General features: G+C 74.6%; 18 protein-coding genes and 1 pseudogene. 9 read left to right on the top strand and 10 right to left on the bottom strand.

From position 1 onward, the window contains the following. The first annotated feature begins 10 nt into the window (after nt 1–10). Entirely contained in the window at nt 11–775 is a 765-nt protein-coding gene (locus QBL21_RS16415) for a C39 family peptidase (protein WP_407562937.1), read from the top strand. Between the two features lie 52 nt (nt 776–827). Here QBL21_RS16415 and QBL21_RS16410 read toward each other — a convergent pair whose 3' ends face one another. Both QBL21_RS16410 and QBL21_RS16405 read right to left on the bottom strand, forming a co-directional pair. Beyond that, on the bottom strand, nt 828–2,291 hold the full coding sequence (locus QBL21_RS16410; RefSeq protein ID WP_407562936.1) for a glycoside hydrolase family 47 protein: 1,464 nt from the start codon (nt 2,289–2,291) through the stop codon (nt 828–830). A 185-nt stretch (nt 2,292–2,476) separates the two neighbouring features. After that, a pseudogene (locus QBL21_RS16405) lies at nt 2,477–2,764 on the bottom strand (MFS transporter); the annotation flags it as partial. A 232-nt stretch (nt 2,765–2,996) separates the two neighbouring features. Here QBL21_RS16405 and QBL21_RS16400 point away from each other — a divergent pair. Then, the gene (locus QBL21_RS16400; RefSeq protein WP_407562935.1) at nt 2,997–4,292 is read left to right on the top strand and encodes a low temperature requirement protein A; all 1,296 of its coding nucleotides are present in this window, start codon (nt 2,997–2,999) and stop codon (nt 4,290–4,292) included. Here QBL21_RS16400 and QBL21_RS16395 read toward each other — a convergent pair. Together QBL21_RS16395 and murA are read right to left on the bottom strand one after the other, a co-directional pair. After that, nucleotides 4,267–4,485, bottom strand: a complete 219-nt coding sequence (locus QBL21_RS16395; RefSeq protein WP_407562934.1) for a hypothetical protein — start codon at nt 4,483–4,485, stop codon at nt 4,267–4,269. The two genes, QBL21_RS16400 and QBL21_RS16395, sit on opposite strands and share 26 nt — an antisense overlap. Nucleotides 4,486–4,542: 57 nt before the next feature. Then, nucleotides 4,543–5,850: a UDP-N-acetylglucosamine 1-carboxyvinyltransferase gene (murA, locus tag QBL21_RS16390; RefSeq protein ID WP_407562933.1), complete on the bottom strand. Its 1,308-nt coding sequence runs from the start codon at nt 5,848–5,850 to the stop codon at nt 4,543–4,545. 200 nt (nt 5,851–6,050) lie between these two features. Here murA and QBL21_RS16385 point away from each other — a divergent pair, with 200 nt between their 5' ends. The 3 genes from QBL21_RS16385 to QBL21_RS16375 all read left to right on the top strand — a co-directional run bounded on the left by QBL21_RS16385 (nt 6,051) and on the right by QBL21_RS16375 (nt 9,810). Further along, entirely contained in the window at nt 6,051–8,390 is a 2,340-nt protein-coding gene (locus QBL21_RS16385; protein WP_407566450.1) for a LuxR C-terminal-related transcriptional regulator, read from the top strand. Between the two features lie 60 nt (nt 8,391–8,450). Further along, entirely contained in the window at nt 8,451–8,852 is a 402-nt protein-coding gene (locus QBL21_RS16380; protein ID WP_407562932.1) for a GNAT family N-acetyltransferase, read from the top strand. Between the two features lie 181 nt (nt 8,853–9,033). Continuing rightward, nucleotides 9,034–9,810: an NPP1 family protein gene (locus QBL21_RS16375; RefSeq protein ID WP_407562931.1), complete on the top strand. Its 777-nt coding sequence runs from the start codon at nt 9,034–9,036 to the stop codon at nt 9,808–9,810. Between the two features lie 21 nt (nt 9,811–9,831). On the opposite strand, the gene QBL21_RS16370 is transcribed toward QBL21_RS16375, so the two are convergent. The 3 genes from QBL21_RS16370 to QBL21_RS16360 form a co-directional block, all read right to left on the bottom strand. Then, entirely contained in the window at nt 9,832–10,599 is a 768-nt protein-coding gene (locus tag QBL21_RS16370; protein ID WP_407562930.1) for a hypothetical protein, read from the bottom strand. 98 nt (nt 10,600–10,697) lie between these two features. Beyond that, nucleotides 10,698–12,104 (bottom strand): serine/threonine-protein kinase, encoded by a 1,407-nt coding sequence (locus QBL21_RS16365; protein WP_407562929.1) that lies wholly within the window; start codon nt 12,102–12,104, stop codon nt 10,698–10,700. Beyond that, the gene (locus tag QBL21_RS16360; protein WP_407562928.1) at nt 12,091–14,310 is read right to left on the bottom strand and encodes a serine/threonine-protein kinase; all 2,220 of its coding nucleotides are present in this window, start codon (nt 14,308–14,310) and stop codon (nt 12,091–12,093) included. Before QBL21_RS16360 ends, QBL21_RS16365 begins: the two co-directional genes overlap by 14 nt. Nucleotides 14,311–14,517: 207 nt before the next feature. On the opposite strand from QBL21_RS16360, the gene QBL21_RS16355 reads away from it, so the two are divergent. Beyond that, nucleotides 14,518–15,006: a glutathione peroxidase gene (locus tag QBL21_RS16355; RefSeq protein ID WP_407562927.1), complete on the top strand. Its 489-nt coding sequence runs from the start codon at nt 14,518–14,520 to the stop codon at nt 15,004–15,006. Nucleotides 15,007–15,104: 98 nt separating this feature from the next. Beyond that, complete coding sequence (locus QBL21_RS16350; RefSeq protein ID WP_407562926.1) at nt 15,105–16,535, top strand: FG-GAP repeat domain-containing protein; 1,431 nt, start codon at nt 15,105–15,107, stop codon at nt 16,533–16,535. Here QBL21_RS16350 and QBL21_RS16345 read toward each other — a convergent pair. Further along, nucleotides 16,501–17,775: an MFS transporter gene (locus tag QBL21_RS16345; RefSeq protein WP_407562925.1), complete on the bottom strand. Its 1,275-nt coding sequence runs from the start codon at nt 17,773–17,775 to the stop codon at nt 16,501–16,503. The two genes, QBL21_RS16350 and QBL21_RS16345, sit on opposite strands and share 35 nt — an antisense overlap. Beyond that, entirely contained in the window at nt 17,772–19,031 is a 1,260-nt protein-coding gene (locus QBL21_RS16340; RefSeq protein ID WP_407562924.1) for an ATP-grasp domain-containing protein, read from the bottom strand. The genes QBL21_RS16345 and QBL21_RS16340 overlap by 4 nt, the downstream gene beginning before the upstream one ends. A 142-nt stretch (nt 19,032–19,173) precedes the next feature. Between QBL21_RS16340 and QBL21_RS16335 the strand changes: the two genes are divergently transcribed. Further along, nucleotides 19,174–20,079, top strand: coding sequence for a helix-turn-helix transcriptional regulator (locus QBL21_RS16335; protein ID WP_407566449.1), 906 nt, complete (start codon nt 19,174–19,176; stop codon nt 20,077–20,079). A 9-nt stretch (nt 20,080–20,088) separates the two neighbouring features. Here the strand turns inward: QBL21_RS16335 and QBL21_RS16330 are convergent, their stop codons facing one another. Continuing rightward, nucleotides 20,089–20,301: a hypothetical protein gene (locus tag QBL21_RS16330; RefSeq protein WP_407562923.1), complete on the bottom strand. Its 213-nt coding sequence runs from the start codon at nt 20,299–20,301 to the stop codon at nt 20,089–20,091. 123 nt (nt 20,302–20,424) lie between these two features. Between QBL21_RS16330 and QBL21_RS16325 the strand changes: the two genes are divergently transcribed. Beyond that, nucleotides 20,425–23,340 (top strand): NACHT domain-containing protein, encoded by a 2,916-nt coding sequence (locus tag QBL21_RS16325; protein WP_407562922.1) that lies wholly within the window; start codon nt 20,425–20,427, stop codon nt 23,338–23,340. Nucleotide 23,341 lies beyond the last annotated feature (1 nt).

Below are 23,341 nucleotides of genomic sequence, written 5' to 3'. Positions count from 1 at the left end.
AGGAGATCCGATGGGCATACCCCGCACGCCACGCCCTCCCCGCCACCGCCTGGTGCCGACCGCCATCGCCACCGCGCTCGCGGCCACCGCCGCCTGCGCCGTGCTCGCCGCCCCGGCAGCCGCGCAGCCCGCGGGTACCGCGCAGCCCGGCCCGGGTACCGCGGCGTCCGTACTGGAGCACGGCACCGCCTCCGGCACCGCCGTCGTCAGCGGGCAGAACCGCCCCGGCACCCGGCTGCACGTCGAGGGCGAGCGGACCGCCGCCGCCCGCACCCTGGACGTCGACTACCAGGTACAGGAGACGGGTTACTGGTGCGGCCCCGCCGCCACCCGCATCGCGCTCTCCGCTCGTACCGCCCCGCCGAGCCAGGCCGGCCTGGCCGCCCAGCTCGGCACCACCGAGGCCGGCACCGACCACATCGGCCAGATCACCGGCGTGCTCAACGCCAACCTCGGCACCGGCTGGTACGAGACGAAGGAGATGCCGAACGACCCGCCCACCCAGGCGCAGCGCGACCTGCTGTGGCAGGACGTCGTGCTCGACATCGACAACGGCTACCCGGTCGTCGCGAACATCGTCGCCCCGCCCGGCAACCAGCCGCCCGGCTACCCGCCGGACCAGACGATCTACCACTACTTCACGGTGATCGGCTACGACGACGCCCAGGGCACCGTCCTCATCGCCGACCCGGCGTCCTTCGGCGGCAACCAGATCTACTGGCTGTCCTTCGACCAGCTCGCCACGCTCATCCCGCCGAAGGGGTACGCGGCCTGACACCCCGTGGAGCGCGCCGGGGCCCGCCCGCTCCGGGCGGGCCCCGGCCGCCTCACCTGCGGCGGGGGAGGCCGCGCAGGATCTTGCCCTCCGTCGACAGCACGTAGTCACGGCCGTCGAAGCGGGGGGTGCGCGCGAACATCAGGTACAGGTACTTGAAGTTCTCCGCGAAGGCGTACGCGGGGAACAGGTCGCCCTGGCGCATGGGCGAGGTCGTCACGTCCTCCAGAATCGTGTAGCCGCCGGGGACGCGGGCGTGGGCCTTCATGCCCTCGAAGTACTGCCACGACGTGCGGCGGTAGAAGTCGTCCCTGGTCAGCCAGTACAGGTCGAAGGCGCCGTTGACGTACTCGGGCCGGAACTGGTTGCCCGGCGAGGTCGGGGTCATCGTGCCGTAGTCGATCTCCTCGGGCAGCACGGGCCAGCGCTGGAGGACCGACTCCCACGAGCGGTGGTAGCGCTCGCCGAGCCGCCGGTCGCCGCCCTTGGCGACCAGCCCGCCCCAGAACGACGCCAGTTCGGACTGGCGCCGGCCGGTGGTCTCGCCGGTGGCGAAGTCGACCTGCCGGTACCAGACATGGCCGTCCCACTCCTCCACCAGGTGCTCGGTCATGGCGCCGTTGAGCAGCCGCCACCAGCGCAGGCAGTCCCGGTCGCCGAACAGCTCCCAGGCGCCCCACAGATACTCGTAGAAGGAGTCGACGGGCGGGTTGGGGCCCTGGTCCGTCGGGTCGGTCCAGCGGCCGGTCTCGACGTCGAGCCGGGTGCCCAGGAGGTCGAGCGAGGAGCGCCGGTCGAGCACGGCGCGGTACGCGCGCTTGGCCGCCTCGTAGTACCTGCCGTCGCCGGTGAGCTTCGAGAGCATCCCGAACTCCAGGATGTTCGTGCCGATCTCGGCGAGCGGCGGGGTGGTGCCGTGGACCTCGCCGGTGCGCAGGTTGGCGCGGGTGTACGGCATGCCGGTGGGCGACTTGGTGAACGCGGGCAGCAGCCGGTCGGTGAAGTCGACGCACAGGTCGAGCAGCGATTGCCGGCCGGTGACGAGGTGGCCGGCGAGCAGCCCGCCGACGACGCGGATGACGGCCTCGAAGACGTGGAAGTCCGCGTCGATGTCGAAGTCGAGGTTCCGCTCCAGCCAGTCGGCGGACTCCCGCAGGTCCTCGTCCAGTTCCATCACGTACAGGGTGTCCAGCGCCTCGATGACGGACAGTCCCACGGGGTGGCCCTCGGCGAAGAACTCGTGCGAGGTGCCGGAGACGGGCCGTACCTCGTCGTGGCCCCAGGCGGCGGCGCGGTAGCCGTTCCAGGCGTGCAGGAACTCGGCGCGGATCTCGCGCGCCGCCCGCGGCCCGGCGGGCACGCGTCCGGCGGCGGCGGGGTGGGCGGCCGGGCCCGGCAGGGCCCGCGCGGGTGCGGCCCGCGCCAGGGCGCCGGCGCCGGCGGCGGACGTCGCGGCCGCGGCGGCCAGCAGCCGGCGGCGGGAGACAGGGGTGCGGTGGTGTGCGGCGGTGCCCATCGATGCTGCCCCTTCGCGGTGTGGGCGCGCCCCCCGACGCACCTGACATCGTTGTCACTTGCGGTCGTGAAACGAGGCTAGCGATGCTCGGGACGGTGTCAATGGTGCCCGCGGTGTGTCCTGGGACCACCGGGGCGCTCCTCCGGCTCCACGTCGTCGAAGAGACGCGGCGCGGGATCACGCCAGCCGACCAGCCCCAGCGCCCGCCGCTCCGCGACCCGGCCGGCCGAGGTCGCCCCGGCCACCGCGCCGATCAGCAGCACGCTGACGACCGTGCCCTGCTGGAAGGGTCCGAGGTCGAAGTCGTCCTTCGGATAGAGCAGCGCGCCGGAGACGACGCCGGTGTCGAAGCCGAAGAGGAAGCCGCCGAGCGCGATGGCGCCGGCCCACAGCCTGATCCGCCGCAGCCCCGCGGGCGGGACGCCGGCCACGGGGCCCGCGGTACCCGGCTCGCCGGAGAAGCCCTCAACCATGCCGCGTTCCGTCCTCAGTGCGAGACAGCCCCGCGGCCATCGTCACCGCCCGGGCGCCGCACCCACATGCGCTGCCCGGCATTCGGGTGACCCGCCCCGGCCGCCGCGCGGCCGGCCCCGCCCTACGCGCCGGGCGCGACGCGCGGTCCGTACGGCAGCGGGCGTACCTGCCCGGGGAGGCCCGCGCGAGCCCTCGCGGCGACCGCCGTCCGATGGGGCATCATCTCTGGCCATGACCGACTCCGAACCCGCCGCCGCGGGCGCCGGCGGCGGGCGGGTGGCGCACGGCCGGGTGCCGATGGCGGGCCGCGACCCCGGGGAGCGCGGCCGGTCCGCCACGCCGCTGGAGCTGCTGTTCGACCTGACGTTCGTGGTCGCCGTCGGCACCGCCGCGTCGTTCCTCGCCGAGATGGCCGCCGAGGACCACGCGGGCCGGGCGGTGGTGGCGTTCGCGCTGGCGATGTCCGCGATCAGCATCGCGTGGATCAGCTTCAGTTGGTTCGCCTCCGCGTTCGGCACCGACGACTGGCTCTACCGGTCGCTGACGATGGTCCAGATGATCGGCGTCGTCGTCTTCGCCCTCGGCCTGCCGGCGATGTTCCACTCCGTCGAGGAGGGCGGCCATCTGGAGATCCGCGCGATCGTGATCGGCTACGTCGTGATGCGGATCGCGATGGTGGCGCAGTGGTGGCGGGCGGCCCGGGAGTCACCCGCGTACCACGACGTGTGCATGGCCAGCATCCGCTGGACCGTGATCGCCCAGGCCGGCTGGATCGTGGTCGGGTTCGCGAAGCTGTCGTTCGCGCTGGTGATCGTCGCCTACCTGGTGTTCACGGCGCTGGAACTGCTGCTGCCGGTGCTCACCCAGGGCGGCGCGGGCGGGACGCCGTGGCACCCGCACCACGTCGCCGAGCGCTACAGCCTCTTCGCGATCATCACGCTCGGCGAGGGCGTCGTCGGCACCGTCGCCTCTTCGGGCGGCCTCCTCGGCGGCCCGGACGGCACCGAGTGGACGGCGAACGCCGTGGCCGTCGTCGTCGCCGGCGTCGGGCTGACCTTCGGCATGTGGTGGGTGTACTTCACCACGCCCTTCGGCGACATCCTCGTCCACCGGCGCGCCCGCGGGTACCTCTTCGGCTACGGGCACATCCCCGTCTTCGCCGGCATCGCGGGCGCCGGCGCCGGGCTGCACGTGGCCGGGCTGTACCTGGAGCACGACGCGGCGATCGGCGAGGTCGCCGTGGTGCTCTCCCTGGCGCTGCCCGTCGGACTGTTCCTGCTCGTCGTCTACGGGCTGCACACCCTGCTGCTGTCCTCCCGGGACCGCTTCCACCTGCTGCTGATCTCGCTCACGCTGGCGGTGCTGGGCGCGGCGGTGCTGCTGGCCGCGGCCGGGACGCCGGTCGCCGGGTGCCTGCTGGTGGTGATACTCGCCCCGTTCGTCACCGTCGTCGGCTACGAGACGGTCGGCCACCGGCATCAGCGCCGGATGCTGGAGGGCCTCACAGCCCGCCGTTCCCCGTCGTGACCAGGAACCTGCCCACCGCCACCAGCAGCCCGAAGAGCACCGCCACGCCGATCAGCACCACCGAAAGCCCGCGCGCCGTGCGCTGCGAGCGCCCCGACAGCCGCCGCGGCGAGTCGTCGGCCTGCCGGAAGCCCGCGGCCACCACCCCGGCCCCGCCCAGCAGCACCGCCGCCGCCAGCCACCACCACTCCACGTAACGTCCCCTCCAGGTCCCGCTGCCGAACGCCGTACCCGCGCACCCCCCGGTGCGCTACTCCTCGCGGCTGATCAGCTCCAGGCCGAGCGCGCGGAACTGCTCCACGGGCCGGTGGTAGCCGCGCTCGATGTGGTGCACCCCGCGCAGCGTCGAGGCGCCGGTGGCGACGGCCGCCGCCAGCACCCCGGAGAACCCGGCGCGGATGTCGGGCATCGTGACGTCCCCGCCGCGCAGGGCGCTGACGCCGCGCACGACGGCGGAGTGCAGCGCGCCGGTGTCGTGGTAGCGGCAGGCGGGGCCGCCCAGGCACGTGTCGTACACCTCGATCTCGGCGCCCATGCCCTGGAGCGCGGAGACGTACGCCAGCCTGTTCTCGTACACCGTCTCGTGCAGCACCGACATCCCCTCGGCCTGCGTGAACAGCACCATCAGCGGCGTCTGCCAGTCGGTGGCGAACCCCGGGTGGGTGTCGGTCTGCACGGCCGCGGCGCGCAGCGCCCGCGGGGCCGACGCCGTGATCCACTCGTCGGTGATCTCGAACCGGGCGCCCATCCGCGCCAGCGTGGTGATCGGCGTGACCAGCCGGTCCTGCGGGCAGCCGTGCACCCGCACCTCTCCCCCGGTGACCAGCCCGGCGACCAGGTAGGAGAACGCCTCGATGCGGTCGCCGCCCAGCCGGGTGGTGGCGCCGCCGAGCGCGTCGACGCCCTCGACGACGATGCGGCGGTCCGGGTAGAGGGATATCCGCGCGCCCATCCGCTGGAGGAAGAGCGCCAGCTCGACGATCTCCGGCTCGGTCGCGGCGTTGCGGATGACGGTGCGGCCCTCGGCCCGTACGGCGGTCAGCAGCACCGTCTCGGTGGCGCCGACGCTGGGGTACGGCAGGTCGACGCGGGTGCCGCGCAGCTTCGCGGCGCGGGCGTGGATGCCGTCCTCGGCCAGCTCCACCTCGGCGCCGAAGCGGCGCAGCGCGTCCAGGTGGAAGTCGACCGGCCTGCGGCCGATGGGGTCGCCGCCGACCATCGGCACGAACGCCTCGCCGGTCAGGTGCAGCAGCGGCCCCAGCAGCAGGATCGGGATGCGGTTGAGCCCGGTGAACGCCTTGTCCACGCTCGGGTCCGCCACCGGCCCGGGCACGACGGTGACCTCGCCGTCGGTGCGCTCGACCTTCATGCCGACGTGCTCCAGCATCCGGGCGGTGATGCCGACCTCGCCGACGTCCGGCGCGTTGCGGATGGTGCTCGGCCCGGAGCCGAGCATGGCGGCCACCATGTGCTTGCTGACCGCGTTCTTCGCCCCGCGCACGGTGACGTCACCGCGCAGCGGTCCGGACGGCTCGATCTGCCACAGCTTCCCAGTCACCCGTGCAGCCTACGACCGCCCGCCGCGGGCCCGCTCCCCCGGCCCCGTACCCGGCCCCGCGGCGGCTTTCCTACCAGGTCCCGGCGGTGTCGTCGTCCCGAACGGGTGAGGCGGGCCGTGCGGCCTGCACGCTGCGCAGTGATCTGCGTACGCTGTGGTGGCATTGCGACCACAGCGTGGACGAACTGCCCGGGGGTGTCATGGGATTCGGCTTCGGCCAGCGGCGCGGCGGCGAACTCCCCGTAGAGCTGACCGGCTTCGTCGGCAGGACGGAGGAGATCGCGCTGATCCGCGCCGAGTTGGCGCGGTCGCGGCTCGTCACGCTGGCCGGCCCCGGCGGGGTCGGCAAGAGCCGTACGGCGACGCGCGCCGCCGCCGGGCTCACCGCCCGCTTCCCGGACGGCGTGTGGCTGGCCGAGCTGTCGGGCCTGCGGGACCCGGAGCTGCTGCTCACCGCGCTCGCCGGGGTGCTGGAGCTGCCGGAGCAGGCGGGCATGGGCACCCTGGACGCGATGGTGGCGCACCTGCGCGAGCGCCGGCTGCTGATCGTCCTCGACACCTGCGAGCACCTGCTCGACGCCTGCGCCATGCTCTCCGACGTGCTGCTGCGCGAGGCCCCCGGCGTCAGCGTGCTCGCCACCAGCCGGCAGCCGCTCGACGTGCCCGGCGAGCGCTGCCTGACGATAGCGCCGCTGGACCCCGCCGACTCGCTGGAGCTGTTCGTGCAGCGCGCGGCGTCCGTGGTCCCGGGCTTCGCGGTCACCGACGCCAACCGCGAGCAGTTGCTCGCGCTCGTCGGCCGGCTGGACGGGATGCCGCTGGCGCTGGAGCTGGCGGCGGTACGGCTGCGGGCGGTGCCGCTCGCGGAGCTGGCCGCCCGGCTCGACCGCCGCTTCGAGGTCCTCACCGGCGGCCGGCGCACCGCGCACACCCGGCACCAGACGCTCCGTACCGCCATCGGCTGGTCGCACGAGCTGTGCACCCCGCACGAGCGGCTGCTGTGGGCCCGGCTGTCGGTCTTCGCCGGCCCCTTCGACGTCTCGGCCGCCGAGCGGGTGTGCGCGGGCGGCAAGCTGGCGCGCGAGGACGTGCTGCCGGCGCTGATCGGGCTCGTCGACAAGTCCGTCGTCCAGCGCACCGGCGAGGACGGCGACCGCTACCGTCTGCTGGACTCCATCCGCGAGTACGGCGCCGACTGGCTGGCCCGCGCCGGCGACGTCGAGGCGGTGCGCGAGCGCCATCTTGCGTCCCTGCGGGAGCTGGGGCAGCGTTTCTGGGACGAGCTGCTGACCCCGGCGCAGATCGGGCTGCACGCGGCCGTACGGGACCGGATCGACGACATCCGGGCGGCCCTGAGCCACGCCTACGAAGCGCCCGGCCAGGCCCGCCACGGGCTGTGGCTGGCGGCCCAGCTCGCCCCGTACTGGCGGGCCGCCGGCACGCTGTCCGAGGGCCGGCACTGGATCGGCAAGGGGCTCGATTTGGTCCCCGCGGTCTGCGAGGAGCGGGCCTGGGGCCTGCTGATGACCGGGATCTTCGGGATCTGGACGGCGGACCTGGCGACGGCCGCGGAGCGGTTCCCGCTGGCGCGGGACGCCGCGGAGCAGGCGGGCACCGAGCGCGTCGCCCGGTTCGCCGACGCGTATCTGGGTGCGCTCACCGCGCTGGACGGGGAGGTCGACGAGGGGCTGGCGGCGCTGGCCGAGGCGCGCGACCGGATCGTGGCGGCCGGGGACGGCCTGGGAATAGGGGTCGTGCACTACGAGGAGGCGCTGCTGCGCGCGGTGCTGGGCGACTTTGCAGAGGCGCTGCGGCTGTGCGACGCGGGGCTCGCGTATCTGGAGGGCACGGGCGACCGGCAGTTGTACGCCTCCACGCTGGTGGTCCAGGGTGCCATCCAGTGGCTCGCCGGGGAGTACGACACGAGCGCGGAGCCGGTGTACCGGGCGCTGGAGGCGGCGGGCGAGATCGGCGAGGCGCTGATCGCCGCGCTGGCCTGCCTGGCGCTGTCCTGGCACGCCGCCCGGGAGGAGCGGTACGTACGGGCCGCCTGGCTGCTGGGCTACGCCGAGAACACCCGCCGCCTGAGCGGCGACCCGGTGAGCATGCTGCCGTCACTACTGGAGCAGCAGGAGGCGACGCAGAAGGCGGTGGCCGGGGCGCTGGGCGCCGCGGAGTTCGCCCGCTGGCGCGGGCGCGGGGCACGGCTGCCGGGGGCGGCGGTCCTGGCGGCGGTACGCGCCGACGCGGACGAGCCGTCCGGTACGGCGGCGGAGCTGCCGGGCGGACCGGCCGGCCCCGCATCGGAGGTGCGCCCCGCGGCGGACGGCCGGGCCGCGGCGGACGGCCGGACCGCGGCACCCACCCTGACGCGGCGGGAGCGCGAGGTGGCCGCATTGGTGTCGCAGGGGCTGTCCAACCGGGAGGTCGCGGAGCGGCTGGTGATCTCCAAGCGGACGGCGGACGCGCACGTGGAGCACATATTCGCCAAGCTCGGCATCACCTCGCGCCGGGAGATCCCGGCCGTCCTGGAGCCGTAGCCGTAGCCGCACCCGCACCGCGCGGCGCCGCGGGCCGGGCGGTGCCCGTACGCTCCGGCCATGACGATCACGTACGAGTGGCGGGGCGCGTTCGACAACGCCGACGTCAACGCCCTGCACGCCGAAGGCTTCGACCACCCCGTGCTGGACATCGACTGGCGCGCGCAACTGGGCCGCCACAGCCTGGGCTGGGTGTGCGCCCGCGACGGCGGCGTGCTCGCCGGCTTCGTCAACGTCGCCTGGGACGGCGGCGTGCACGCCTTCGTCCTGGACACCGTCGTGGCGGCGGCACGGCGGCGCGAGGGGGTCGGGGTCGCCCTGGTCGCGGAGGCGGTGGCCGGGGCCCGCGCGGCCGGATGCGAGTGGCTGCACGTCGACTTCGACGAGGAGTTGCGCCCGTTCTACTTCGACGGCTGCGGCTTCACCGCCACGCCCGCCGGCCTCATCGCCCTGACCCGCTGAACGTCTGATCCGCACCGCACCCGGGCGCCGGCCCGGCTCCACGGCGCCGTCACCCGCTCTTCGCCCGACCGCCGCTTCACATGTCGCCCATGGTGGGCTTTGCGCCGTTGCCCGGCAGGGCGCCGCGCCCGGAGGATGGGGCGCGTCGTCGGGGCTCCACGAAGCCGCCTGGGGAGGCCACATGAGGTCGAGCAGCCGGATCCGTCACGTATCCGCCGTCCTCGGCGGCGCGTTCGCGCTCGTCGTCGCCGTACCGAACGCGGCCGCGGCCGCCGCGGCTCCGCCCCAGGCGCTGCCGGGAAGCGCGGACGGCCTGGAGCAGACCTTCCAGCCCGCCTACGACTACGACACCGACGGCTGCTACCCCACCCCGGCCATCGGCCCCGACGGCACCGTCAACCCGGGACTGGCGCCGGGCGGCGCGCTCGACGGCGAGTGCCGAGACGCCGCGGACCTGGACAACACCAACGGCTACTCCCGTGCGAAGTGCAACAACGGCTGGTGCGCGGTGGTCTACGGCCTGTACTTCGAGAAGGACCAGGCGCTGCCCGGCACGGGCCTCTTCGGGCACCGGCACGACTGGGAGCACGTCGTGGTGTGGACGCAGAACGACCAGGCGCAGTACGTCTCGACCTCCGCCCACGGCGACTTCGACACCTACCCGCGCGACCAGATCCACTGGGACGGCACCCACCCGAAGGTCGTCTACCACAAGGACGGTGTCGGCACCCACGCCTTCCGCCCCGCCACCGGCAACGACGAGCCGCCGGAGAACCACCAGGGCGCCTGGCAGTTCCCCGACCTGGTGGGCTGGAACGGCTATCCCGCGGGCCTGCGCGACCGGCTCGCCACGACGGACTTCGGCAGCGCCAACTTCGGCCTGAAGGACTCCTCCTTCGTCTCGCACCTGGAGAAGGCCCTGCCCGCGGGCATCCCCTTCGACCCGAACGCCCCGTAGCCCGCGCGCCATTCGGCGGGCTCACTCCCCCAGCAGCCGCAGGTGCTTCTTCTCGATCGTCGCGCTGACCAGCAGGTCGGTGATGAGGTTGTGGTTGAGCGCGTTGCCCACGGGCGGCGGCACGTCCTTCGCCAGCAGCCCCGGCACCCCGTCGCGGCTGAGCTTCTGCCGCACGCCGGCGACGATGTGCGCGGCGCGCTTCTCCGTCCAGTTCTGCGCCGGGTCCAGCCGCTTCAGCTCGTACGCGACCTGGGCCCAGGTCAGCGGCTGCGGCTGCGGGTCGCCCTGGAGATAGCGCTGGGCGAGGCAGACGAGGACGAGCAGTTCCTCGTCGTCGAGGTCGCGCTCCTCGCCGAGGGTCGACTCCTCCTGCACGGTCGGCCCGCCGGCCGTGCCGCCGAGCCGGGCCGCGGAGATCCGTACCTCCAGCAGGTGGTCCTGGCGGGGCGAGACGACGAACAGCGGGGTGTAACCGGCGGGCAGGAACGCCTGGTCGCCGCCGTGCACCAGCCGGGAGTCGGGGAAACGGATGGGCCGCTTCCCGGTGTTGGTCAGCACCCAGCGCGCGTACTGGCGGGTGAGCTGCCCCTGCCGGCGGCTGACGTGCTTGTCGCCGCCGCCGACGCAGACGTGCACCTCCGGCTCGTTGCGTCCGAAGACCAGCGTGAAGCCGGCGTCCGGCGCCACGCTCATCCCGCCGTTCGAGCCGAGCACGAACAGCGTCTCCGGCTGCGGCGGCACTTCGACGGGAGGCAGGCCGCGGCTGAGGCTGCCGACTTCCTTCGGCAACAGAGTGATCTTGCTCGCCATGGCGGGTACCCCCTTCTCCGGGTGACTGCGCCTCACCGTAACCATCCCCGCCCAGGAGGGGTCCCGGGCCCGGGAGACTACGCGTTCGTGTCGCCGGGCGGGGTGCCGAAGGCGGTCTCGCCGCCGGCCTCGACGCTGTACGGACCGGGCCCGCGCACGGCGGCGGGGATGCCCGGGCTGGGCGAGCGCTGGGACATGACCCGGCGGCCGTCCACGTGGACCTCGTAGGTGACCTCGCCGTAGTGGGAGAGGTCGATGCTCCAGGCGGCGGAGCCGTTCTCCCGGGGGACATCGACGCTCTTGCGCCAGGGCAGCGCCACGTCCTTCACCGTCTCGGGCTTGCGGTTGACCGCGTACGTCAGCTCCTCGACGGGTCCGTCGCCGGTCAGGGCGATCTCGACCGTGACCGGCTCGGGCGGCGGCGCGGGCGCGGGCTTCTTCGCGGGCGGCGCGGAATTCTCGGCCGCGGGGCGGGCGCTGCCCCCGGCCCCGGGCTGCGGCTCGTCCTCGCGCAGGGCGAGCAGGACGACGGCGCCGGCGCCGGCCGCGACCGCCGCCGCGCCGCCGAGGAGCAGGCGGCGGCGCGGTGGACCGGCCGGTGGCAGCGGCGGGTTGGCGGCCTCGCCGGCGTGCGCGTCGATCGCGGCGAGGACCGGCGCGGGCAGCCAGGCGGCGGCGGGCGGCGACGGGTGCGGGCCGGGGTCGCGGGCGAGGCGGTCGCCGAGCGCGGCGGGCGTGGGGCGTTCGGCGGGGTCGAGGCGGCGGCAGTCGGCGATCAGGTCGCGCAGGGCGGCGTCGTCCCCGGGGTCCTGGGGCTCGTCGGTCCCGGGTCCGGACCCGGTCGCGGACCCGGATCCGGATTCGGTCGCGGTTCCGCCGCGGGCGTGGGCGTAGGCGAGCGTGGAGCCGAGCGAGTACACGTCGGTGGCCGGCCCGACCTCGGCGCCGGCGACCTGCTCCGGCGACATGAAGCCGGGGGTGCCCGCGAGTTCCGCGGGCTGCGCCGCGGCGGCGATGCCGAAGTCGACGAGCTTGGGCCCGTCGGCGGTGAGCAGCACGTTGGCCGGCTTGACGTCGCGGTGGACGACCCCGGCGCGGTGCACCGCGACCAGTGCCTCCGCGAGCCCGGCGGCCAGCCGGCGCACCGAGTGGGCGGGCAGCGGCCCGAACCGCTCCACCGCCTCGTGCAGCGAGACGGACGGCACGAACTCCGTGGCCATCCACGGCACCCGGCCGCCCGGGTCCGCGCCGACGACCGGCGGGCTGTGCACGCCGCCCGCCGCCGCCGTGGCCGCCACCTCGCGGACGAAGTGGTCCCGGGCCTGGGGCCGGCGGGCCCGCTCGGCGTGCACGACCTTCACGGCCACCAGGCGTCCGCCGCGCGAGCGGCCGAGGTAGACGACGGCCGTGGCGCCGCTGCCCAGGCGGGCCAGGATCCGGTGGCCACCCAGGGTGCGGGGGTCGTCGTGCTCAAGCGGCTCCACTCGTGCCTCCGTTCGGCCGGCGTGCGGTGGGGGGCCGGAGTGCCTGTACGTACCCGGCCGGGAGGCCGGCGAACACCAGCCCGGCGGCGGTGACGCCGTCGACGGGCCCGGCGCCGTCGTACGTCCACAGGACGTCTCCGTCGGCCGGATCCAGAGCGTACAGCCGTCGGCCGCCGCCCGTGGTGCCGTTGCCGGTGCCGTCCCCCGTGCCGCCGCCCCAGACGTGCACGGCGCCGCCGGCGAGGCCGAGGAAGTCGGCGTCGGGGAACGACCAGAGGAGTCTGCCGGTGTCCGCGCGCAGCGCGCGCAGGCGGTGGGACGAGCTGAGGTAGAGCACGCCGCCGCCGGCGGCGTGGACGGTGCTGGGGTACGTGAGTTCTTTCCGCCAGGCGACGGTGCGGTCGGCGGCGGCGAGCACGGCGAGGCTGAGGTAGGTGTCGCAGACGAAGACGAGGCCGTCGGAGGCGAGCACGGCGGTGGTGTTCTCTGCGGGGTGGCTCCAGCGTTCCTTGCCCCCGGTCGCGTCGAACGCGGTGACCTCCTCGCCGTTGTCGGCCAGGACGACCCCGGAGCCGAGGGTGAGGGAGAAGGCCGTGGTCCCGGCGGACCAGCGGCGGTCGCCGCCGCGGGTGTCCAGCGCGACGACGCCGTCGGCGGCGAGGTAGGTGAGACCGCCGGCGGCGGCCACGGCGTGGACGCTGCCGAACTCCGGCCCGTACGACCAGCGTTCGTCGCCGGAGGCGGGGTCGAGGGCCCGTACCCGCTGGGTCTCGGCGCCCTGCGGGCCGACGAGGTAGGCCGTGCCGTCGCCGGCGGCGAAGTCGCCCTCGTCGCCGTCGCCCCAGCGGCGGTGCCACAACTCCTCGCCGGTACGGGGATCGAGGGCCTGCACGCCGCCCTTCTCGCCGCCGTGCGCGAACAGCACGCCGCCGGCGACGTGCAGGCCGGTCGGGCTCTCGCCGCGGTAGCGGGCCCGTACCCGCCAGGATTCCTCCGCCTCGGGCCGCGGGGCCGGCCCGTCCGAGGGGTCCCGGCGGCGGCCGTCCTCGGGGGGCGGGGAGCGGTCGAACGCGCCCACCAGCGGCCGGCCGAGGGCCACGGCGCCGGCGGCGCCCGCGACGGCGAGGGCCGCGAGCAGGGCACGGCGGCGGGTACGGGGCGCGCCGCCGCCGGGGGCGCCGCGGCGGCCGTCCGGCGCCGCCCGCTCCCACGGCCGGCCCGCCGCCTCCCCCGACTCCCCCGTCGCGGCGGTCGCGGCCGTCTCGGCGAACGGGTCCGCGGTCGGCTCCCCGGGCCGTACGACTCCGGCCGCACCTGCCCGCGGCCACGGGGCGCGGGCGGTGCGGGCGTCGATCGCCTCCGCGAGCGCGGCCGGCAGCCAGCGCGTGCCGTGCACCGTGCCGGCCGGCTCCCCCAGCAGGTCCAGCAGCGCCGCGGCAGCGGGCCGGCGGCGCGGCTCCGCGCGCAGGCAGGCGGCGACGACGGTGCGCAAGCGGCGGTCGGTCACGCCGGCGAGATCCGCCTGCCCGCGCTGGATGCGCTGGAGGGTGTCGACGCGGTTGCCGGCGTCGAACGGCCCCTTGCCCGCGGTCGCGTACGCGAGCACCGAGCCGAGGGCGAAGACGTCGGCCGGCGGCCCGGCGCGCCCTCCGGCGGCCTGCTCGGGCGACATGAACCCGGGCGTGCCGAGCAGCGCACCGTCCTGGGTGAGGGTCGCGGAGTCCTCCGGGCGGGCGATGCCGAAGTCGATGACGCGCGGGCCGCCGGGGGTGAGCATGATGTTGCCGGGCTTGAGGTCGCGGTGCACGAGACCGGCGCCGTGGATCCCGGCCAGCGCCTCCGCCAGCGCCGCGGCGAGCAGCCGCACCACGGCGGCGGGCAGCGCCCCGAACGTGCCCACGGCCTCGTCGAGCGAGAGCCCCGGCAGGTACGCGGTCGCCAGCCACGGCGGCTCGGCGTCCGGGTCGGCGTCGACCAGCGGGGCGGTGTACGCGCCCGTCACGGTGCGGGCGGCGGCCACCTCCCGGCGGAAGCGGGCGCGGTAGCGGGCGTCGCGGACCAGCCCGGGGCGTACGACCTTGACCGCGACGAGCGTCCCGGCGCGCGAGCGGCCGAGGTAGACGACGCCCATCCCGCCGGCGCCGAGCCGCTCCAGCACGCGGTACCCGCCGATCTCCCGCGGGTCGCCGCGCTCCAGCTCCGCCAACGCGCCCCCTCCCCCTCCGCGCCCGTACCGGCCGTGCCGTTCTGCCCTGTGCCGTGCCTGCCGCCTGCTCGTGCCTGCCGTGCCGACCAGGCGAAGCGTAGGCCCACCGGGTGCCTTCCCGTTTCCGCGCAGATGGCAGACTTGCGGCGGGTGCGGGTGATGCCGTACCCGAGGCGATGACCGCACGCGGAGAGGACCTGCTTGCCCATGAGCGTCTACGACGTCGAGATGCGCACCCTGGCCGGCGAACCCGCCTCGCTGGGGCAATTCCGGGGCACCGCCGTGCTCGCCGTCAACGTGGCGTCGAAGTGCGGGCTGACGCCCCAGTACACCGGCCTGGAGAAGCTGCACGAGCAGTACGCGGCCCGGGGGTTCGCCGTCGCCGGGTTCCCGTGCGACCAGTTCGGCGGCCAGGAGCCGGGCACCGCGGAGGAGATCGCGTCGTTCTGCTCGGCGACGTACGGCGTGACCTTCCCGATGTTCGAGAAGCTGGAGGTCAACGGCCCGGACCGGCACCCGCTCTACCGGGAGCTGGTGCAGATGGCGGACGCGGACGGCGCGGCCGGCGACATCCAGTGGAACTTCGAGAAGTTTTTGATCGACGCCTCGGGCACGCCGGTCGCCCGGTTCCGCCCGCAGACCGCGCCGGACGACCCCGCGCTGATCGCGGCCGTCGAGTCCGTACTGCCGCGCTGACCGCGCGCCCGGACGCGGACGGCGGGATGCCAACGAGTGTGCAACGATCGCCCGTTCCGCGCGTCACCGCCCCGCCGGGCGCTGCGACAGTGGCGTGCGTGACCCGCCGTGCCGTGCTCCCCTCGCTTGTCCTGTGCCCCCTGCTCGTCCTGGCCGCCGCCTGCGGCGACGGGGGCGGGGCGTCGGAGGACGGCGCGTCGAAGCCCGGAGTGCCCGCGCCCCCGGACGCCAGCCGGGCCCCGGCTCCCGGCAAGGGCTCGCAGGACCCGGACGACATCAACGGCGACGGGCACCGCGATCTCCTCGTACCCGTGTACTCCGGCAGCGAGCGCGCCGTCAACGACCAGCGCATCGCCGTCCTCTACGGCTCGGCCGACGGCCTCGACCCCGCCACACGCACCGTCCACGGGCGCAGTGACCTGGGGCTGCCGGAGCCGCCCGCCCACGTCGAGGAACGCGAGCGCCTCGCCGCGAGCGGCGTGACCACCGCCGACCTGGACGACGACGGCTTCCCCGACTTCGTCACGACGGTCGGGGTGAGCGAGCAGGGGGAGGAAGCGTGGTCGCAGATGCCCTACGTGAGCTTCGGCGGCCCGCGTCAGCCCGTCGAGGACCCCGAGACGGCCGCGCTGCGGCTGCCGGCCAGCGTCACGGGGGTGGACTCCCCGGTGCGCGGGGACTTCGACGCCGACGGCCACCACGACCTGGCGCTCCAGGACCAGACCACCTCGCAACTGATGGTGCTGTACGGCCCCTTCTCCCGGGCGGGCGAGCCGGCGCGCGTCGACACGAGCCTGCCGGCCGAGGACGGCAGTGCCCTCGTCGCGGACGCGATCGACCCCACCGGCGAGCCGCGGGCGACATCGCTGCTGCTGCGCGGTCTCAACGACGGCGAGCAGGGCACCAACACGCTCTTCCCGGCCCGCCCCGGGACCGGGCTGTCCGCCGAGGGCCGCGAACTGCGCCTCGGCAACGCCCACGCCTTCGGGGACTTCGACGGCGACGGGCAGCGCGACGTCGCCGTGGGCGACGACGGCGGCCGCAACAACGAACCCGGCTACGAGACGGAGAAGCCCGAGGTCGACGGCAAGGCCACGCTCTACCCCGGCGACGGCGGCGAGCCGGTCCTGATCACCCTGCCCGAGCCGCCCGGCGGCCAGACCACGGACTACGGTCCCGGCGACTTCACCGCCGCCGACCCGGACGGCGACGGCCGCGACGCCCTGGTGGTCTCGACGTACGAGGACGCCACGCTCATCGACGGCGACGAGCGGGTGTCCGTCCTGCGCGAGGGACCGGCGCGGACCGCGGACGGCAAGCGGACGGGAGCTAAGGACCGGAACGCCCGGCCCGCGGGCGCCGCGGACTTCGACGGCGACGGCAAGGACGAGCTGATCCTCAACTGGGCGCCGGACCCGCTCTTCGCGCTGTACGGGGAGAAGCCCACGTACTGGTGGATCACCGAGGGCACCTCGTCGCGGGACGCGGTGACCTTCACGACGACGGAGTTCCCGCCCCACCGTCCCTGAGTACGTCCGCTCCAGCCGCACCCCGCCCGGCCGGTGCGCGGCGGCGCGGCAGGCAGAGTTGCGCGGACAGCACCCCGGCCACGCCGACCAGCGTCCACAGCGCCCAGGGGCCGACGGCGTACGCGGCGCCGCCGAGGATGGGCCCGGCGCCCGTGCCGACGGTGTACGCGGCCCCGTGCAGGCCCTGGTAGCGGCCGGTCATCCGGGGCGGGGTGAGGCTGCCGAGATAGGCGTACGCGACGGAGCTGGTGATCATCTCGCCGCACGTCCACACCACCACCGTCGCCGCCAGCAGGGTCATCTCGGTCATCAGCCCGGTGAGCGCGAGTCCGGCGCCGACGAGGAGGTTGCCTGCGGCCAGGACGTACTCCGGCCGGTAGCGGGCGACGGCAGCGGTGGCGGGCAGTTCCAGGACCAGCACCAGCAGGCCGTTGAGCCCGATGAGGAGGCCGAAGTCGCGGGCGTCGAGCCCCGCGTCGGTGACGTGCAGGGGCAGGCCGACGGTGGACTGGACGTAGACGAACTCGGCGACCGCGGTCATGAGCAGGAACCGCAGCAGAACGCGGTCCCCGAGCGCCTGCCGGTATCCGGCGGCCCGTTCCGTCCGCTGTTCCTTCTCCGGCCGCGGGCGGGGCGCGTCGCGCAGCAGCGCCGCCACGACCACGCCGAACAGCAGGCAGGCGGCGGCGTTGCCGAGGAAGAGCTGCGTGTACGAGGCGCCGGCCAGCACGCCGCCGACGACGCCGCCCAGCGCGGCGCCGATGTTCATCGCGGCGCGGAACACGCCGAAGGCGGCGAGGCGTTGCCGGTTGGTCGTCACGGAGTCGAGCAGCGCCGCGGCGGCGGCCGGCCGGTAGACGTGGGACGTGACGCCGATGAGCCCGACGACCACGACGATGGCGGCCAGCGGTCCGAGGAACGGCACGGCGGCCGTCAGCGCGGCGGTGGTGACGCCGGACAGCACGATGGTCCAGCGGCGGCCGAGGCTGTCGGCGAGGTAGCCGCCGAGGGCGTTGCCGAGCACGTTGCCGAGGCCGGCGACGCCGAGCACGAACCCCGCCGCGCCGGCGGAGTGCCCGCGCTCGGTGAGGTAGAGCACGATGAACACGGGCAGGAAGTTGCCGACCCGGTTGACCATGATGCCGAGGCTGACGATCCACACCCGCGCGGGCAGGCCGCGCAGGGCGTCGCGGAACCGCTGCCCGGCGACGTCCGGCCGGCCCGGCGGGGCGGCGTTCACGGCGCGGGCTCGGTACGTATCCGGACCGCCGCGGCGAGCCGGCGGGCGTGGGCGACGGCGTCGGCGGCGGTGGCGCCGCGGGCCACGACGTGGCCGGCCTTGTCCTCGTTCCAGGTCAGCGGGGAGACCACGGTGCCGGGCCGGACGTCGAGCCGGAGTTCGGCGCAGGCGGGGTCGGCGCGCACCTCGTCGGCGCCGGTCACCTCCACCACGCGGCCGGGCTCCGGCGTGAGGAACCGCACGGCCGCACCGGCCCGCGGTTCGGGCGCCGCGGCCAGGGGCGCCAGGACGCCGAGCCCGGCGGCCAGCGCGTACCGCTCCATGTCGACGCCGTAGGCGATCTCGGTCAGCTCGTTGATGCGGTCGCCGCCGACGCGGTTGTGCGACTCGACGATCCGCGGGCCGCGGGAGGTCAGCTTCACCTCGGTGTGCCCGGGGCCGTCGCGCAGCCCGACCGCGTCGAGGAAGTCCGCGACCAGCCGCACGACCTCGCGCAGCGTGTCCGCCGGGGCCGCGCTGGGCTGCGCGTGGCCGACCTCCACGAAGCCGGTGCCGGCGGTCTCCTTGTCGGTCACCGCGACCACGACGTGCCGGCCGGCGAAGCTCAGGGTCTCGACGCTGATCTCCGGGCCGTCGAGGTACTCCTCCATCAGGAACTCGTCGAAGGACCCGGCGTCGGACAGGTCGCGTGCCGTCCACGCGCCGTCCAGCGACCGGAAGCGCGCGGCGACGTCGTCCACGCCGGCCCGGTCCCGTACGTGGAACACCCCCAGGCTGCCCGACTCGCGGACCGGCTTGACGATGATCGGCAGTCCGTGCGCCGCGGCGAACTCCCGGACGTCCGCCGCGGTCCGGCCGACCGCGGAGGCCACCGGGCTGATGCCGCGGGCGGCCAGCCGCCGGCGCATCCGCCCCTTGTCGAGCAGCAGCTCCACGGTCTCGACGGACTCGCCGCCGAGCCCGAGCGCCTCGTTGATCCGCGCGGCGGGCAGCAGCCCCAGCTCGAACAGCGACACCGCCGCCCGTACCGGGTACGCCGCGTGCAGCGCCCGCACCAGCGGCAGCAGCCGGCCGGTGTCCCCGTAGTCGAGCAGCAGCGCCTGGTCGACGTACGGCCAGTGGCCGCGGTCGTACGCATCGGGGTACTGGACGTGCACCACGTCCAGGCCGAGGTCACGGGCCTTGCGCACATGCGCGAGGCCGCCGCCGACGACGAGCACGCGGGGGCGGGCGGCGGCGGACCGTGGGACGTCCATGATCGGTTCCCTCTTCCGTGCGGTGGGATCAGCCGACACGCTACGACCGGTTCCGGACAATCCACTTCCGGATTACCCGGGCGCCGCCTAATCTGCCCGTGTGACCGCCGACCTCAGCCCCACCGCGCGGGCGCTGCGCACCATGGAGCTGCTCCGGACCCGCCCCGGCACGACCGCCGGCGAACTCGCCGGGGCGCTGGGCGTCACGGAGCGGGCGGCGCGCCGGTACGTCGGGATCCTCCGCGAGGCGGGCGTCCCGGTCGAGTCGACCCGCGGCCCGTACGGCGGCTACCGGCTGGGGCGCGGTGCCCGGCTGCCGCCGGTGGTCTTCACCGAGGCCGAGGCGCTGGCGCTGGTCATGGCGGCGCTCGACGACGCGGACGAGCTGGTCGGCAAGGCGCTGAACAAGGTCATCCGGGTCCTGCCGGAGAACGTCGGCCGCCAAGCGGTGACGCTGCGCGACCACGCCTCCGCCGCCCCCGACCCGAACTCCGCCCGCCCCGACCCGGCCACCACCGGCGCCCTGGTCGCGGCCTGCGCGGTGCGGCGCAGCGTGCGGGTCACGTACCGCAGCGAGTCGGGGCGGGAGTCGGAAGGGCTGGTCGACCCGTGGGCGGTGGTCGTCCGCCACGGGCGCTGGTACCTGCTGTGCCGCTCCCACCGCGCGGACGCCATCCGCACCTACCGCGTCGACCGCATCGGCGAGGTCCACCAGACCACCCGCCCCTTCACCCCGCCCGACGACCTCGACCCGGTCGCGGTCCTGGAGGAGAACCTCGGCACGGGCTGGGAGTACCCCACCCGCGTGACCTTCGCCGCACCCGCGGCGGAGGTCGCCCGCTGGGTACGCCCCCCGATGGGCCGCCTGGAGCCGGCCGGCGACGGCTGCGTCCTGGTCGGCAGCACGAGCACGCCGACGATGTACGCACGGGACTGGCTGGCCCGGATGCCGTTCGCCTTCCGCGTGGACGGCGGCCCGGAACTGCGCGAGGCGGTCGCGACGATCGCCGCACGGCTGACGGCGGCGTCGGAGGCGTCGGACGCGTAGCGGCAGGGGTCACGACAGCAACCCGGCGACGAGGGCGAGCAGCGCGGTCGCCACGGTGAGGGTCGCACCGAAGGCGGCCCCGGCGCGCAGCAGGGCGGCGGGGGGCGAGGCGCCGTCCCAGCGGGCCAGCAGCCCGGTGCCCACGGCGACCAGGAGGGCCAGGAGTCCGGCGGCGAGGAGGGCGAGCGCGAGGATCGTCAGCGTGGTCGGCGAAGCGGGCATGTGTCTGTTCCCTTCCGGCCCGGGGCGTGCGGTCGGGAACGAAAATGGCCGGAGAGGCGTACGCCGGCATTCGGAGCGTACGAAAATGAACGCGGGCGTACGGACCGTGGGGAGGAACTGGGCGTGCGGGCGGACGGGGGGGGCGAAGAACGGGACGAGGCGCGCGCGGAACTGGCCCGGCGGTTACGGGGCTTACGGGCCGAGCGGCGGCTGACGATGGCCGGGCTGGAGCGACGGGCGGGACTGGGGCACACGACGGTCAGCCGCGCGCTCAACGGTTCGGCGGTGCCGAGCGAGACCACGGTGGTGGAGCTGGCGCGGGCGCTCGGCGCAAACGCTGAGGAGTTGCTGGAGCTACGCGGCAGAGCGCTGCCGAAAACCGCGGCTGCTCGCTCTGGTCCCTCGGTCGGCGAAGCGCCCGGATTCGAGGAGCGCTACCGCCGGTACGTCTCCGAACGCCACGGCATGCTCTCGATGATCGGCCTGGATCTGTCGCGGCCCGACCGGGCCCGCTGGCCGCTGGACGCCGCCTACCTCAGCCTCGAACTGGCCACCCCCGTACACACCGCCGTCACCGACGGCGGTGCCGTTGCCGGCGGACCGGGGCACCGGACCGAGGTGCAGGTGGAGCGCGCCGAGCACGCGCTGGCGGGGTTGCGGCGGGTGCTGGTCCGGGGGCTCGCCGGCTGCGGCAAGACGGCGCTGCTCCAGTGGCTGGCCGTGTCCACGGCCGGCGGCACGTTGCCGGGGCAACTCGACCAGCTCAGCGGAGGTGTGCCGTTCTGGCTGCCGCTGCGCACGCTGGTACGGCGGGGCGAACTGCCCGCCCCGGAGGAGTACCTGGCCGCCGTCCGCTGCCCGCTGGCGGCGGCCCAGCCCTCCGGCTGGGCGGACGGGCTGCTGGCGGCGGGCCGTGCGGTCCTGCTGATCGACGGCCTGGACGAGGTCCCGCAGGCGAAGCGGGAGGGGGCCCGCCAGTGGTTGTACGACCTGCTGGCCGCCTACCCCCGGGCGACGTACGTGGTCACCACCCGGCCGTCCGCCGTGCCCGAAGGCTGGCTGGCCGACAGCGACTTCACCGACCTGGCGATCCGGCCGATGGGCAACCGGGACGTGGCGGTCTTCGTCGACCGCTGGCACCGCGCGGTCGCCGCCACGGCCGGCAGCGACGCGGAACGCGCCGACATCGAGGGCCTGCGCGAGAGCCTGAAGGACACGGTACGCGCCCAGCGGGACCTGGCCCTGCTGGTGACCACCCCGCTGCTGTGCGCCCTGGTGTGCGCACTGCACCGCGACCGGCGCGGGCACCTGCCGCACGGCCGGATGGAGCTGTACCAGGCGGCGCTGTCGATGCTGCTGCACCGCCGCGACGACGAACGCGACATCACGGCGCCGGAAGAGGTGGTGCTGAGCGAACAGCAGAGCATCCAGTTGCTCCAGCGCCTCGCGTACTGGCTCATCCGCAACGGCCAGACGGAACTCGACCGCGCCCTCGCCACCGACCTCATCGCCGACGCCCTCCCCACGATGCCCGCCGTCGCCGACCAGGCCGACGCCGAACAGGTCCTCGCCCACCTGCTGGCCCGCTGCGGCCTGCTGCGCACGCCGGCCGCGGACACCGTCGACTTCGTCCACCGCACGTTCCAGGACTACCTGGGCGCGAAGGCGGCCATCGAGGCCCGCGACATCCCCCTGCTGGTCCGCCACGCTCACGACGACCAGTGGGAAGACGTCCTGCGCATGGCCACGGCCCACGCCCGCCCGGACGAACGAGCGCGCCTTCTCACCCGCCTGGTGTCCCGCGGGGACCGCACGCCGAAGCACCGCACACGCCTGCACCTGCTGGCGACGGCCTGCCTGGAACACGCGACGGAGCTGGCGCCGGAGGTACGGGAGGAAGTGCGGTCCCGTACCAGGTCGCTGCTGCCGCCGCGGGATTGGGAGGAAGCGCAGACCCTCGCCGCCGTCGGCCCTGTGGTCCTGGACCTGCTCAGTGGGCCGGACGGTCTCGAAGACGACGAGGCAGCAGCCGTCGTGGACACAGCGGCCCGTATCGGTGGCGACGCAGCCCTGGCCGTCTTGAAGCGGTTCCGCACCTGCAATCGTAAAGGGGTGGCCGGGGCACTTCAGAATGCATGGGACCGCTTCGACACCGCGGACTACGCCCGAGATATCCTCGCCCATGTCCCGGGACTTACCTACCTCAACGTACGCTCGCCCGACCAACTTGCCACCGTTTCCACATTGGCCAGGATCACAAAGGTCAGGATCCACGGAGAAATCCCCACCGGCTCCATTGCCGCCGCCTTCGACCCGGGGAGGGTGGACTGGCTTTCCCTGGCCGACAACCCAACCCTGCGCGACGTGACCTTCCTCCGCGCTTATACGGCACTGAAGGGGGTTGGTTTCTCTCAGTGTGACAACCTGACAGACCTCACACCGCTAGCCGACTCCCACGTCACCTATCTCGATCTTTCGGCATGCAATCCCGAAATCTTCACGAGCCTGGCCTCACTGCACGGGCTCAAGACACTCATGCTGGACGGAGACGTGCCTCACCCCGACCTCGGCGCACTTCCCGTAGAGGCTGATCTAACCCACCTCATGCTCGGTCCGACGGCGCACCGGCACCTCCGACTGCACGGCATCGAGCGCTGGCCCAACCTCTACAGCCTCAACCTGTGCTGCCCCATGGAGGACTTCGCCCTCGCAGCAGAGCTTCCCCAACTCCGGGATCTGTGGCTACAGCACGAAGCTCACCTGGCCATGCTCAGATGCCTGCCGCCAATTCCAACACTCCGCAGCCTGCATCTGGTCTCGCAGCGCACCCCCAGCAATCTTTCCCGGCTACCCACGCGCTTTCCCGGGCTCACGGACCTCTCCATTTCCTGCAGCAAGCAGCGCGAGGTCGACCTCACACCCCTACGCGGCATGCCAGACCTGACCTCCATCTCGATCCACCGGGCCACCGCCGTCAAAGGCACCGAGCACTTCCCCGAGGGCACCGTCACCCGGACCCCCCGCCCCCGCACCCCCTGAG

It is taken from the genome of Streptomyces sp. 184 (assembly GCF_045781775.1).
GTDB lineage: Bacteria > Actinomycetota > Actinomycetes > Streptomycetales > Streptomycetaceae > Streptomyces.
This window is presented reverse-complemented; position numbering and strand designations above follow the sequence as displayed.